We start from the raw sequence: 14,237 nt of genomic DNA on the forward strand, positions 1-14,237 counted from the left end.
ATTACATTTTTAAAAGCAGCCGAGTCACAAATGATGGCATCGCTTTTTGCAAAGAACGGTACATTAGTCCATTAAAATAAAAGAAATAGCTAATCCAGCCGCCTGCTTTGATGACTTTTTTGGCAAGCTTCCTGACATCCCTCTGCTTACGGACCTTCGAGTCGGATAAATAGATGCCAAGCAAGCCGCGATTAATAAGCTGATGAAATCCTTTGTGAGGAAGAAACTCGGTATGCCTGTCCGCTTCCACGACAAAATGCTTTAAGCGATTAAACAGGGTTTCCTGGTTTTCGTAATAAAAGCAGAAATTTAGGTCGCCTCCGGCCATATCCTCCTCTTGGTCAATAAAATAATCCAAAAGAATATGCAAGCCTTGTATGTAAGGGAAATAGCCATTACGGATATTTTCAGCATCGCTGGCTGTAAAATCATCCCGCATCGCGTAAGACACTAGACAAAATATTCCCAATGTCGAACCCGAGCAGGCTGAGAACTCGTACCATTCCATTTTCGGCAAGCTGTTTTGATGGCGTTGAAACCAATTTTCAAGCCTGGGCACCCGTTCTTCCTTTTTTACATGCTTGTGAATTTGCAAATCACAATAGTATTCGCAAAGTTCAAGCAGATATTCTTTTATAAATTCATAATGTTTCAATTCCCTTAAAACACTGCGGCATTTCTCTGACAAATCATTTAAATAACCGCCGTCATCCTGGTCCTCGCGAAGACGGTAATAGTTTTTCCGATCCGCATGTAATACTAGGGCATCCGACATCGATTCATGAAGAGCCGCAAAATCATTTGGATCAAGTGATGTGCTCCGGTCACAAAGATTGTCCAAGTAATCGCTAATTGTTTGGTAGGCGACAATAAACTTGACCGCTTTTTTAAAGTGCTCGTTTGCGGTCAATGCCATTATCGCACCGCCTTCACAATGAAATGTCTTATGCTCGATGCTGGCAAGTGCCTGCTTCCTGAGTTCCGGATTAGGAATTTTTTCGGCGCGATTTTTCCAATACGCCAATTCTTGATGGACAGTCGGAATGATTTTGCGATAAACCCTCGACATAAGGGTGATTGGCTTCATGGAAAAGTCCCCCCATTCTATACGATATAACCGATGGCTTTTAACTGGCTGTAAACAAAATCCTTAGCATATTCAAATACTTCTTCCCGTTCAGGTTCATTAAAAATTTCGTGGTAACATTTAGGCCATTCTTTAAATCTTTTTTCCGATAATGGCGCATGATTAAACCATTCTTTCACGCTGCCTTTATTCACAATTTTGTCATCCCCGCCCTGCATTACCAGCATAGGGACATCACGTGTTTTTCCGAGGTTAAGGAAAGCTTGTTTAATAGCATCCGCAAGTTCACGATACCATCTTACCGAAACCTTTGTCACGTAAAGAGTATCATTCGAATCAGCTTCCCTGACATCCTCATTCCTCGTTGCCATTTGTACTGTCAGCCCTGAATTCATTCTAAAGGACGGAAAAACCACATTTAAGGCATAGGAAAGAAAGTTTAACAATTTGGATGGCGGCTTGATCAAGCCTAAACATGGAGAGGACAAAATCACGCCAGCAATGTTTACTCTTTCTTCTTGAAGGAGTCGAATAGTAATCAATCCGCCCATACTATGGCCCAGCAAAAAAACAGGCAATTCATATCGATAGGCTGCTTGAACCCAATCCTTTACTTCAAATATGTATTCATCAAAGGAATCGATATGTCCGCGGCGCGATCGCGTTGTCATTCCCTGCCCGGGAAGGTCGGCCATAATGACATGAAAGCCGGACGTGCGCCACATCTCAATCAGCCATCCGTAGCGGCGATGGTGCTCCATGGCGCCGTGAACCATGACAATAACAGCCTTCGCTTCCCCTTCTGCTTCCCACTTCCACATAACTGATCCCCCTAAAACGTTATCATTTTTTGTATTTTACCATATAGGAAAGACGAATAAGAATCTAAATGAATTTTTTAATTGTGATATTTTTTGTCATTCCTTGTCTTGATTCGTTAAAATAGAATTATCATTCAAAAAGGAGCGAGCATGATGATTTACCCTTTTAAAGATAAATACCCTGTTATTTCCGACACTGCCTATATTGCAGATTATGTAACCATTACAGGAGATGTTGAAATCGGCGATGAATCCAGCGTCTGGTTTAATTCCGTTATCAGAGGCGATGTAGCGCCGACAAGAATCGGTAACAAAGTAAACATCCAGGACAATTCCGTCCTGCATCAAAGCCCAAATAACCCACTTATTTTAGAGGATGAAGTGACCGTTGGCCATCAGGTCATATTACATAGCTGCATCATCCGAAAAGGTGCACTTATTGGAATGGGATCGATTATTTTGGACCAGGCGGAAATTGGCGAAGGTGCCTTTATTGGTGCTGGCAGTCTTGTTCCGCAAGGCAAAAAAATCCCTCCTAATACATTAGCATTTGGAAGACCAGCTAAAGTTATTAGGGAAATCACGCCTGAAGACATTAAGGAAATGGAAAGAATCACAAGAGAATATGCAGAAAAAGGGCAATTTTATAAATCCCTGCAAAAAGGCACCCAATCTTAACGATGGGTGCCTTTACTTTTCCATTTATCTACTCGCTAATACTATATCTTTTTTATACTCGCTTTGAAAGGAATATACTCCTTCAACATACACCTGATGCCAAACCATAAACATAAGAACAGTCCAAATCTTTCGGCTGTTGTCTGCTTTATCCTGACAATGGTCATCAAGAAGCTTTAACAGGTACGTCTTATTGATTAAATGGTCTGTCTGGCTTTCACGAATGATATTTTTTGCCCAATCATTCATCTCAGCCTTTAGCCAATGGCGGATAGGAACAGGGAAGCCAAGCTTCTTCCTGTTTAGAACATGGTCAGGAACGACCCCTTCAGCAGCCTTACGCAAAACATACTTGGTAGTGCCGTTAGCTGTTTTCAAGCTAGTTGGGATTTTCGAGGCCACTTCAAATACTGCTTTATCTAAGAACGGCACGCGCAGTTCCAATGAATGAGCCATTGTCATTTTATCAGCCTTTAGCAAAATATCGCCGCGCATCCAAGTATGGATATCGATATATTGCATCCGGTCAACCGGATCATAGCCTCTTGATTCCTCATAAAGAGGCTTGGTGATATCGGTATAGTTCAAGCCTTCACGATAGACACTCAAAAGCTCACGTTTTTCCGCTTCGTCGAACATCTTGGCATTACCAATGTAGCGCTGCTCCATCGGTGTCACCCCGCGTTCAATAAAGCTCTTTCCTTTCATCCCTTCCGGAAGCATATCGGCAATTCCTTTTAAAAGGACCTTTCCGATTCTAGGAATTTTATTAAAAATCTCCAAATCGCCAGGTTCGCGGTAAATATTATAGCCGCCAAACAATTCATCAGCGCCTTCGCCTGAAAGAACAACCGTAACATGCTTTCTCGCTTCACGGGCGACAAAATATAATGGAACACAGGCTGGGTCGGCAAGCGGGTCATCCATATGCCAAATAATTTTCGGAACTTCTTTCATATATTCCTCAGGCGTAATGATATAACTGATGTTTTCTACGCCAAGCTTTTCAGCTGTTTCCTTGGCAACATCAATTTCGCTGAAGCCATTGTGCTCAAATCCGACGGAAAACGTTTTAATAGACGGATGGAATTGCTTTGCAATCGAGGCAATGATGGAAGAGTCAATCCCACCTGATAAGAAGGAACCAACCGGAACATCACTGCGCATATGCTTTTCAACCGAATCAAACAGAATATCACGGATTTCCTTTACGAAATCATCTTCCGATTTTAGTACTGGGTGAAAATGTGCCTTCCAGTAGCGGTTCATTTCCATCTTCGAGCCGATTTTTTTTGTAAAATAATGGCCTGGTTCAAGCTTTTTAATTCCTTCAGATAGGGTATCAGGTTCTGGAACAAACTGATAGGTTAAATAATGCTGCAATGAATCATAATCCAGCACATCATTTTTAAGAGCCAGCAAAATGCTCTTTTTCTCAGAAGCAAAGAAGGTTCTGTCACCATCCTCCATATAAAAGAATGGTTTAATTCCAAACGGATCTCGTGCCCCATAAAGTGTTTGTTCCTGCTTATCCCAGATTACAAAAGCAAACATCCCGCGCAAGCGTTCAACTGCTTTTTCTTTTAGATGGCTGTAGAGGGCAATGATAACCTCTGTATCAGAGCTTGTGGAAAAAGTTAGTCCTTCTTTGAGCAACTCTTCACGAAGCTCGACATAGTTATAAATTTCACCGTTAAAAATAATCCAGTATCTTTCGTTTTCATACGTTAGCGGCTGGTGCCCGGATTCAATATCAATGATACTTAACCGGCGGAAACCAAATTGAATATGATCATCATAATAATAACCATCATCATCTGGTCCACGATGGGTTATAATATCGTTCATATTTTTAAAAAGCTGCTTTTCTTCGTCACGATAATTTTGCGTTTTGTCATGTACACAACCGATAAAACCGCACATTATGTACCTCACCTACTCTATTTCAAAATATCCTTTTGTAAAAACATACTCTCTAATACTACCACTTTTTTTTCAAAAATGGCACTGTGAACAAAAGGAAAATCATGTATCATCATTTTTCACTTCAATAGTCCTACTTAAACATTTTATTCCAATTTTTAAAACACTGAACAAGAAAATAGACGTTTAATGAAAAATGGGAGTTACACCTTAATGCAACTCCCACTCCATATTATTTTCCTTCTGCCTGCTCACGTAATGCATCTGCTTTATCAGTGCGTTCCCAAGGGAGATCAACATCCGTACGGCCAAAATGTCCGTAAGCTGCTGTTTGCTTATAGATGGGGCGGCGTAAATCCAGCATTTTAATGATTCCTGCAGGGCGCAGGTCGAAGTTTTTACTTACTAAGTCAACCAATACCCCTTCGCTGACTTTGCCTGTGCCAAAAGTATCGATGGAAATCGATACCGGTCTTGCTACACCAATAGCATAGGCAAGCTGGACTTCACATTTTTCAGCTAAACCTGCTGCGACAATATTTTTTGCAACATAACGTGCAGCATAAGCGGCAGAACGGTCAACCTTTGTCGGGTCCTTACCGGAAAAAGCGCCTCCGCCGTGACGGGCATAGCCTCCGTAAGTATCCACGATAATTTTACGGCCAGTCAGTCCTGCATCCCCCTGCGGTCCGCCGATTACGAAGCGGCCGGTTGGGTTTATAAAATATTTTGTATTTTCATCGATTAATTCTTTTGGTACAACCGGATTAATGACATGTTCCTTAACATTGCGCTGGATTTGCTCTAGTCCAATTTCCGGATGGTGCTGGGTGGAAATAACAATTGTATCAATCCGAACCGGTTTGTTGTTCTCATCGTATTCGACCGTTACTTGTGTTTTTCCGTCCGGACGAAGGTATGGAAGGATATCCTCTTTACGAACCTCAGTTAACCGGCGGGCAAGCTTATGGGCTAAAGATATTGGAAGAGGCATCAGCTCTTTCGTTTCGTTACAGGCGAAGCCGAACATTAAGCCTTGGTCACCTGCACCAATTGCTTCAATTTCTTTATCTGACATTTGACCTTCACGAGCTTCAAGTGCTTGATTGACACCCATGGCAATGTCAGGAGACTGTTCATCAATCGAGGTTAACACCGCACATGTTTCCGAATCAAAGCCATATTTCGCACGAACGTAGCCAATTTCTTTGATCGTCTCACGAACAATTTTTGGGATATCTACATATGTAGAGGTAGTGATTTCGCCGGCAACTAGAACTAAACCGGTCGTTACTGATGTTTCAGCAGCTACGCGGGCATTTGCATCCTTTGCTAGAATGGCGTCTAAAATAGAATCAGAAATCTGGTCACAAATCTTATCAGGATGACCTTCAGTTACTGATTCAGAAGTGAACAAATGGCGTTTTAGTGACATCTGAATTCCTCCTATAATAATGAAATAATGAGGCTGCTTTTTTCAAAGGTTAACACCCTTTCCAAATAACCTCCATTTTGATACGGAACTCATCCCTAATAGTATGAAATAAACATCAGGTTTTTATGAAATACTACCGAAAAAACCCAACCGAAATTCTTTAGAAGATTAGTAAAGCGATTCAAACAGCACGTGTGTTTGCCAAATAGACAAAAAAACCTTTCCATGAGGAAAGGTTGAATGCAAACATTTTGCGTGCCTTTCACTCTTATCGTTCAAGGACAAGCCTTGCATCAGGTTGAGCACCTTTGCCCGAAAAACGACTAAAAATAGACATTTTCCTAGTTGCAGGTTGCTGGGTTTCATAGGGCCTGTCCCTCCACCAGCTCGGGATAAGAGAGTATCCGTTCAAGGTTAAATCATACCCCAGATTCTTAAAGTATGTCAATGTATTTTTTAGCAACATTAACCAAAATATACAATGGAGTATGATACAAAATATGCTTAAACTGTTTTTTTCATGACTTTTTAATCACCTTTAGAATAAGGTATAAAATACAGCATAATTTCGTCAATTAGTATAGACTATTATTTTAATTGTGTTATACTATTCAATATTAATATATCAAATTAAAAAAACCATAAAAAGGAAGGTTCATTAAATGAATTCTGTTCATATCCCAAATGAATTAAAGGAATTACTTAATGAAAGTAATGTCCAAGTCCAATTATCTGTGCCGCAGCTAGTTGAAAAAATCCTCAGCAGAAAAGAAGGGACACTCACTTCCACCGGAGCGGTTCGTGTTTCAACAGGAAAATATACTGGGCGGTCTCCAGAAGACAAATTCACTGTTTTGGAGGAGTCAACCAAAGATAAAATTGCCTGGGGTTCTTTAAATCAGCCAATCTCACAAGAGACTTTCGATCATCTTTATAATAAGGTATTAGAATACTTAAAACAGCAAGAAGAAGTTTATGTATTTAAAGGCTTTGCTGGTGCTGATAAGAAATCACAACTGCCGATTCAGGTCATAAATGAATTTGCTTGGCATAATCTTTTTGCCCACCAGTTGTTCATTCGGCCTTCGGAAGATGAACTTCTGACTCATGAAGCTGAATTTACAGTAATTTCTGCCCCTAATTTCAAAGCAGACCCGGCAGTCGACGGTACGAATTCTGAAACCTTCATTATTATATCATTTGAACGCCGCGTAGTTCTAATTGGAGGAACTGAATATGCGGGGGAAATGAAAAAATCAATTTTCTCTGTCATGAACTATTTACTGCCTGAAAACAATATTTTCTCTATGCACTGTTCAGCGAATGTCGGCATTGAAGGGGACGTAGCATTATTCTTCGGTTTATCCGGAACTGGAAAAACAACTCTTTCCGCTGACCCTAATCGCCGTCTAATCGGCGATGATGAGCACGGCTGGTCATCAAACGGCGTCTTTAATATTGAAGGCGGCTGCTATGCAAAATGTATTAATCTATCCCGTGAAAAAGAACCGCAAATCTTTGATGCCATCCGTTTCGGGACCGTTCTTGAAAATGTTGTGATTAACCAGGAATCGAGAATTCCGGATTACGATGATGGAACATTAACAGAAAACACTCGGGCCGCATATCCAATGGAGGCCATTGATAATATTGTCCAGCCTAGCATTGCCGGCCACCCGAATACCATTGTGTTTTTAACTGCAGATGCATTTGGTGTTCTTCCGCCAATCGCTAAATTAACAAGGGAACAAGCAATGTACCATTTCTTAAGCGGATTTACATCAAAGCTTGCTGGCACAGAGCGTGGCATTACTTCACCGCAGGCAACCTTCTCAACCTGTTTTGGTGCACCATTCCTGCCGCTGCCGGCTACACGCTATGCTGAAATGCTAGGAGAAAAAATACTTGAGCATAACGTTAATGTGTTTTTGGTTAATACAGGCTGGACTGGCGGAGAATACGGCGTCGGCAATCGTATGAAACTCTCATATACAAGAGCAATGGTGCAGGCAGCTCTTGAAGGAGAACTAAATCACGTAGAAACCGTTAGGGATACATTCTTTGGCCTAAATATCCCGCTCCATATTGCTGGGGTCCCTGATGAAGTGCTTCAGCCAATGAAAACATGGGCAGATCCTAATGCTTATGAAAAAAAGGCAAAAGAATTGGCAGAGCAATTCCGTGAGAACTTTAAGAAATTCGCTAACGTTGCCGTCGAGATTGAAGAAAAAGGCGGACCAATCGTTTAAACAGTAGAAAAAAAGAGGCTGACCTCCAAAATCAGCCTCTTTTTTCTATTTCCCGTCAACTGGTTTCCTTACTTCGACTGCCTCCGATTGCTGGAGAACAGTAAAACGATATTTACCGCTTTTTTTGATGGTAAACCCGCCGCCATACTCCGTAATATGCTTTCCATCCGTTGTTGTATAGTCTGCAACCTTCTTAAAAGTAAATTTCGATGCCTCAGCGGTTTCTAATTGAAATATCTCCAATTCTATTTCATCGGGAAGATTGCTTCCCTCGATTTCAATAAACTCGTGTTCATAAAAGCCGGTATAAAGATCCTCCGCAGAAATCATTAATGTTGATTTGCCAATTGTGATATACGGCTCCTTTACATAAATGGAAAATGCACCAACCTTCTTATCACCAACTGTGAATTGAAGATTCCAAACTCCTGAAAAAGGCAATGGTTTGAAGGTTGTTACAGTGTGAGCATCCGTTCCGTAGATTCCTCCAGATAAAGGAGTTTCAGCAAGGTGCTCTTTGACTCCTGTTTTAACGTGGACCGCATCGACCTTGAGAGATTTCGAATAATCATAGTTTCCCCATAAAAAAATCATCATCTTAGCAACGGTGCCTTTATCTTTTGCAATCCAGTCCTGAGGTGCAAGCAGGCTCACCTTGTTTGGGATACCAAAATTACTATCTGCATAAATAGGTTTCCCCTCTTCATTCTTTAATGCGAAATAATCACCCTCTTGGGCTTTGGTTATAACGGAACTGCCGCCGCCGGGATTCTTTTCCTCCGCTGTATTCGTAAAATAGAAAATCGGGGCAATAAGAGCAAGTATGAACAATGCTGCCACAGCCCCCAGTCTTTGGATGTTAAACGGCTTTCTTGGCTTGACTGTGCCTGCTTCACCAATCCTTTTTAACATGTCCGTTCTCTGTTTTGTAGAAAGCTCATGTTTCGGAAAATCCGCCATCATTTCCAGCAGCTCTTTATCCGATAAATTGCTCAAAATATTCACCCTCCTTTAATTGCTCACTTATTTTTTTCATGGCCCTAAAAAAGGTAACATTCACTTTATTTTCCGACCAGCCAAGAATGTGGCCAGTTTCCTGTGAAGAAAGCTCGGCAATGCCCTTAAGCAAAATTACATCCCGATAATTTGGCTTTAATTCGTTAATTGCTTCATATAAGCGGGCATACTCCTGCTTTTTTAAGATTTTCTCTTCAGTATGAAGTTCTTTTTGATCAGCTGATTCTCGGTTTAATCGTTCCTTCAGCTTTTGCCATACTGATTTTTTTCGATATAAATCAATGGCTGTATTTCTTGCAATGGAAATAAGCCAGGTTTTGGGACTTGCTTCATTTTTAAACCGGGAAAAGGCTTGAAGTGCACGGAGAAAAGTTTCCTGTACCAAATCCTCAACATCTGTCGTTCCGGTATAGTAAACAAGAAAATTGGTAACGTCCTTCTCATAATGAATAAACCATTTCTCTATTTGCTGAATCCCTTCCAACCTTACCCCCCCTCTCTATTTGTTAATCTCTATATAAGACGCTATTGTTTGGCAAATCTTACACTTTTCCAAAAGAAAAAAAGCAGGTGATAACACCTGCTAGTTCGTTGAGTTTAAGGATATTAATTGATATGTTAGTGTTGTGCGGCTGTTTTCCCATTCAACTTTTTTTATTAAAGCTGTACCATTTGAGTTTGTGTCCAGTGTTTTTCTGACATCCACAGGGATTTCAATCGGGTATAATCTGTATCCTTCTTTCACAAGTACAAACAGATTTTCTCCAATCCTTTTTTCATTCCCTTTTGTGACGATTAAAGTATTTAATTCAAGAGGCATACCCATAACATATCCGCTCCTCTGCTATTTATATCTTTATATTACCATTATTTGTTTTGCATTTTCATCCACTTCGTCAAATCTTCCACTACTTTTCGGTTAATTGCCGGCGGAAAATAATGTGTGAAATGATCAAAATACCAGCGTTCGACTGGCTTGTCCAGACTTCGCAGCCTTCTTTCAAGACGATAGGCGTGTTCGACAGATACATTTTGGTCGTTTACACCGTGAATAATCAGGACGGGGGCAGCCAGCCTTTCAAGCTCGAATAAAGGTGTTCTATCTTGATATCGGTCAGGGAATTTCTCCGGTGTCCCGCCGATGACCCGTTTCATCATCCTTCGTAAATCCTTCCGCTCATAGTAGGTCAAGCTCATGTCACTGACACCGCCCCAGGTGACTAAGGAAGATGCATCTGGGAATTCAATTCCCGTCAAAAGCGCCATTACTCCGCCGCGGGAAAAACCAAAGATATGTATCCTTTTTACATTAGGAAGTGATTTTAGCAGGTCGTAGGCCGCATAAGCGTCCGCACGGTCCTCTCCTGCAAAGTCCTCATTCCCTTCCCCCCCCTGATTGCCGCGATAATAGGGGGCAAAAACAATAAAGCCCTCCTGAGCAAACTGGGCAATCCGTGCTGGCCGAACTTTTCCGACGTTTTTGATTCCTCCCCGCAAATAAAGAAATCCATCAGTCGTTGGCTCGTTCTTTGGCTCTGCCAGCATCCCTATTACTCTTAACCCGTTTGAAAGGTAAATGATTTCCTTTAACTCTACATTAGGGTTTGGCGATGGAAAGCGTTTAATATCGATTATTTTACTGTTGAATGGGGTCATATGTGTCTAATCCTTTTTGTATATTAAGGGTCCTTTGTTAACTCTTGTTTAATGTTTCAATAGCTAGAGTTTATGTGTTTACTTCGATCAGCCAGTAGTTATGGACCCGTCATAACTACCCAAACCTTGTTTCCCTTTACCGTTCGGGTGTTATAAACCTTTCATAACTACCCGAACCTGATTTCCCTTTTCCGTTGGGCGTTATAAACCTTTCATAACTACCCGAACCTGATTTCCCTTTACCGTTCGGGTGTTATAAACCTTTCATAACTACCCGAACCTGATTTCCCTTTACCGTTCGGGCGTTATAAACCTTTCATAACTACCTGAATCTGATTTACCTTTTCCGTTCGGGCGTTATAAACCTTTCATAACTACCTGAATCTGATTTACCTTTTCCGTTCGGGCGTTATAAACTGTTCATAACTACCTGAATCTTGTTTCCCTTTATCGTTCGGGCGTTATAAACCTTTCATAACTACCTGAACCTGATTTACCTTTACCGTCCGGGCGTTATAAACCTTTCATAACTACCTGAACCTGATTTACCTTTACCGTCCGGGCGTTATAAACCTTTCATAACTACCCGAACCGGGTATCCCTAACCGTTTAATCAATATACTGGCACTTAGCCTTTTTAAGGTACTACCCCATTAAATAAAAAAATTCTGGAACTGGGCATTCACACATTTTTTTCTTTTTCATACGATATTCTAGGCAATCAGCCCAGATAAGGAGGTTAATTTTATGAAAAAATGGTCAAAAATCAGTTTCTCCTTTCTCCTCATCAGTATACTTATGTTTTCCCTAATTGCTTGTAATAAAGATACCGCTAAAGAACCGAAGAAACTGGAAAAGGTCCGTATTGCAGAAGTTACCAGGTCAATCTTCTATGCCCCTCAATATGTTGCTTTATCAAAGGGATTCTTCAAGGATGAAGGTCTTGATGTCACATTAACGACAACACCCGGCGGTGACAAGACAATGACTGCCCTCATCTCGGGCGGCGCCGATGTGGCTCTGGTCGGCTCGGAAACTTCCATTTACGTATATGCTCAAGGGGCAAACGATCCGGTCATCAATTTTGCCCAGCTCACCCAAACTGACGGCACCTTCCTTGTTTCAAGAGAGAAAATTGACAATTTCTCATGGGATCAATTAAAAGGTACGACCTTCCTTGGCCAGCGTAAAGGCGGCATGCCGCAAATGGTTGGTGAATTCGTGTTAAAGAAGCATGGAATTGACCCGCATCAGGATTTAAACCTAATCCAAAATATTGACTTCGCAAACATCGCCAATGCTTTTGCCTCAGGAAGTGGAGAATTTGTTCAATTATTTGAACCAACTGCCAGCATTTTTGAAAAAGAGGGTAAAGGTTATATTGTTGCCTCCTTCGGAAAGGAATCTGGGCATGTTCCGTATACGACCTTCATGGCTAAACAGAGCTATATAAAAGATAACAAGGACGTTATCGAAAAATTCACAAGAGCAGTCTATAAAGCTCAGCAATGGGTCCAGTCCCACAGTGCTGAGGAAATTGCTAAAGCCGTAGAACCATTCTTCCCTGATACAAACCCTGAAATTATGAAAACTGTTGTCGATCGTTATAAGAGCCAGGGATCCTTTGCCACTAATCCAATTCTTGATGAAGAAGAATGGAATAATCTGCAAAACATCATGAAGGAAGCCGGGGAGCTTCCAAAAGAAGTAAAACATGACACGCTCGTCAATACAGAGATTGCCGAACAAGTCATGAAAAAATAACTCCGAAAGGGAGGCCGGCACATGAGCTTCTTAAAGGTTCAAAATATACAACACACGTATTTTACCAAAGACTCTAGAACCACGGCCCTCTCCGATATTTCGCTTACGGTTGAGGAGGGAGAATTTGTCTCCATCCTCGGCCCTAGCGGCTGTGGAAAGACGACTTTGCTCTCCATTATTTCAAGCTTGATTAAACCAACTCAGGGGACTGTTTTGCTTGAAAATAAGCCGGTATCCACCGCAAATAACGATATTGGCTACATGCTTCAACAGGACTATCTATTTCCTTGGAAAACAATCGAAGAAAATATCCTTTTAGGCCTTAAATTATCAAAACAGCTGACTGAAAAAAACAAGTCAGCCGCATTAAGCCTGCTCCAGCAAATGGGTTTGGGCGATGTTGAAAAGCAACTGCCAAAACAACTGTCCGGCGGCATGAGGCAGCGAGTTGCCCTTGTAAGGACGCTGGCAACTGAGCCAAAGCTTTTGATGCTTGATGAGCCTTTTTCCGCACTCGATTATCAAACGAAGCTTAAGCTTGAGGATCTTGTTTCGCAAACATTGGATGAGTTTGGAAAGACAGCTATTTTGGTCACACATGATATCGGGGAAGCCATTGCCATGAGTGACCGTGTTTACTTACTGTCATCTCGCCCCGGAAGAATTCACAAAACGTTTGAAATGCCTGAGGAACTGAAAACATTATCCCCATTTAATGCCAGAAACCATGAAGCATATCCAAGTTTATTTCAAACGATATGGAAGGAGTTGGAGTCTCTTGAACAAGGAAACGGATAAGGTGGAACTCCTCCATAAAAATTATATTCGCTCATTAAAGGTTGAAAAAAGGTGGATACGGTTTTACCAAGCCATCATTTTCCTGGTCTTTTTCTCAAGCTGGGAGCTTTTTAGCGCAAAACAGTGGATTGACCCGCTTATTTTCAGCTCTCCATCGAAAATTTGGATTCTGTTTATTAATAAATTACAGGATGGTTCACTGTTAACGAATTTGGGAGTGACCTTAACTGAAACGGTATTTGGTTTTATCTTGGGAACCTTTCTTGGTGTGCTGCTGGCCGCAATCCTATGGTGGTCACCGATGGTTTCCAAAATCCTTGACCCTTATCTAGTTATCCTAAATGCGATGCCAAAAGTGGCGCTTGGGCCCGTACTAATCGTTGCTTTGAGCCCAGGGTACCCGTCCATCATCGCGATGGGTGCAATTATTTCTGTCATCATCACAACCATCGTTGTATACACAGCCTTTAAAGAAGTAGATCCCAATTATTTAAAAGTGCTGCAAACCTTTGGAGCGACCAGATTTCAATGCTTTAAGGAAGCCATTATTCCCGCCTGCTTTCCAACTATCATTTCTACCTTAAAGGTCAATGTCGGACTTTCATGGGTTGGCGTCATTGTAGGGGAATTCCTCGTTTCCTCTAAAGGGCTTGGCTATATGATTATTTACGGTTTCCAGGTCTTTAATTTTACCCTTGTCTTTTTATCACTATTGGTTATTGCCGTGTTCGCCACGATTATGTATCAGCTTGTTGATTTTCTTGAAAAAAAACTTATCAAAGAATAGGGGATTGCATCAGGGCATTCTT

13 protein-coding genes and 1 riboswitch are annotated in these 14,237 nt (G+C 41.3%); of the genes, 5 read left to right on the plus strand and 8 right to left on the minus strand.

The window, feature by feature from the left end; translation table 11 throughout:
- Position 1: 1 nt before the first annotated feature.
- Positions 2–1,087 carry a tetraprenyl-beta-curcumene synthase family protein gene (locus ACZ5B7_RS24495; protein ID WP_464491295.1) on the minus strand — a complete coding sequence of 362 codons (1,086 nt, stop codon included), beginning with the start codon at positions 1,085–1,087 and terminating at the stop codon, positions 2–4.
- A 17-nt stretch (positions 1,088–1,104) separates the two neighbouring features.
- Positions 1,105–1,908 carry an alpha/beta hydrolase gene (locus ACZ5B7_RS24500; RefSeq protein ID WP_464491296.1) on the minus strand — a complete coding sequence of 268 codons (804 nt, stop codon included), beginning with the start codon at positions 1,906–1,908 and terminating at the stop codon, positions 1,105–1,107.
- A gap of 153 nt (positions 1,909–2,061) precedes the next feature.
- Here ACZ5B7_RS24500 and ACZ5B7_RS24505 point away from each other — a divergent pair, with 153 nt between their 5' ends.
- Entirely contained in the window at positions 2,062–2,586 is a 525-nt protein-coding gene (locus tag ACZ5B7_RS24505) for a gamma carbonic anhydrase (RefSeq protein ID WP_464494563.1), read from the plus strand.
- A 24-nt stretch (positions 2,587–2,610) separates the two neighbouring features.
- On the opposite strand, the gene asnB is transcribed toward ACZ5B7_RS24505, so the two are convergent.
- Together asnB and metK are read right to left on the minus strand one after the other, a co-directional pair.
- On the minus strand, positions 2,611–4,509 hold the full coding sequence (asnB, locus tag ACZ5B7_RS24510; RefSeq protein WP_464491297.1) for an asparagine synthase (glutamine-hydrolyzing): 1,899 nt from the start codon (positions 4,507–4,509) through the stop codon (positions 2,611–2,613).
- A 232-nt stretch (positions 4,510–4,741) separates the two neighbouring features.
- Positions 4,742–5,944 carry a methionine adenosyltransferase gene (gene metK / locus ACZ5B7_RS24515; RefSeq protein WP_464491298.1) on the minus strand — a complete coding sequence of 401 codons (1,203 nt, stop codon included), beginning with the start codon at positions 5,942–5,944 and terminating at the stop codon, positions 4,742–4,744.
- 265 nt (positions 5,945–6,209) lie between these two features.
- A riboswitch (SAM riboswitch) is annotated at positions 6,210–6,343 on the minus strand.
- Positions 6,344–6,606: 263 nt separating this feature from the next.
- On the opposite strand from metK, the gene pckA reads away from it, so the two are divergent.
- Positions 6,607–8,193, plus strand: coding sequence for a phosphoenolpyruvate carboxykinase (ATP) (pckA, locus tag ACZ5B7_RS24520; RefSeq protein ID WP_464491299.1), 1,587 nt, complete (start codon positions 6,607–6,609; stop codon positions 8,191–8,193).
- Positions 8,194–8,238: 45 nt separating this feature from the next.
- Here pckA and ACZ5B7_RS24525 read toward each other — a convergent pair whose 3' ends face one another.
- From ACZ5B7_RS24525 to ACZ5B7_RS24540, 4 genes are all read right to left on the minus strand, one after another.
- Positions 8,239–9,189, minus strand: a complete 951-nt coding sequence (locus ACZ5B7_RS24525; protein WP_464491300.1) for a hypothetical protein — start codon at positions 9,187–9,189, stop codon at positions 8,239–8,241.
- A complete protein-coding gene (locus ACZ5B7_RS24530) occupies positions 9,170–9,694 on the minus strand; it encodes an RNA polymerase sigma factor (RefSeq protein WP_464491301.1) in 525 nt (174 codons plus the stop codon). Before ACZ5B7_RS24530 ends, ACZ5B7_RS24525 begins: the two co-directional genes overlap by 20 nt.
- A 99-nt stretch (positions 9,695–9,793) precedes the next feature.
- Positions 9,794–10,036 (minus strand): DUF2584 domain-containing protein, encoded by a 243-nt coding sequence (locus tag ACZ5B7_RS24535; RefSeq protein ID WP_213144537.1) that lies wholly within the window; start codon positions 10,034–10,036, stop codon positions 9,794–9,796.
- 41 nt (positions 10,037–10,077) lie between these two features.
- Complete coding sequence (locus ACZ5B7_RS24540; protein WP_464491302.1) at positions 10,078–10,866, minus strand: alpha/beta hydrolase family protein; 789 nt, start codon at positions 10,864–10,866, stop codon at positions 10,078–10,080.
- 747 nt (positions 10,867–11,613) lie between these two features.
- Between ACZ5B7_RS24540 and ACZ5B7_RS24545 the strand changes: the two genes are divergently transcribed.
- Genes ACZ5B7_RS24545 through ACZ5B7_RS24555 form a run of 3 tightly spaced genes read left to right on the plus strand, consistent with a single transcriptional unit; the run spans position 11,614 to position 14,215 of the window.
- Complete coding sequence (locus tag ACZ5B7_RS24545) at positions 11,614–12,630, plus strand: ABC transporter substrate-binding protein (protein ID WP_464491303.1); 1,017 nt, start codon at positions 11,614–11,616, stop codon at positions 12,628–12,630.
- Between the two features lie 21 nt (positions 12,631–12,651).
- Positions 12,652–13,428, plus strand: coding sequence for an ABC transporter ATP-binding protein (locus tag ACZ5B7_RS24550; RefSeq protein WP_464491304.1), 777 nt, complete (start codon positions 12,652–12,654; stop codon positions 13,426–13,428).
- Positions 13,409–14,215, plus strand: a complete 807-nt coding sequence (locus tag ACZ5B7_RS24555; protein ID WP_378584374.1) for an ABC transporter permease — start codon at positions 13,409–13,411, stop codon at positions 14,213–14,215. The genes ACZ5B7_RS24550 and ACZ5B7_RS24555 overlap by 20 nt, the downstream gene beginning before the upstream one ends.
- Positions 14,216–14,237 lie beyond the last annotated feature (22 nt).

Source organism: Neobacillus sp. S1115, assembly GCF_055385565.1.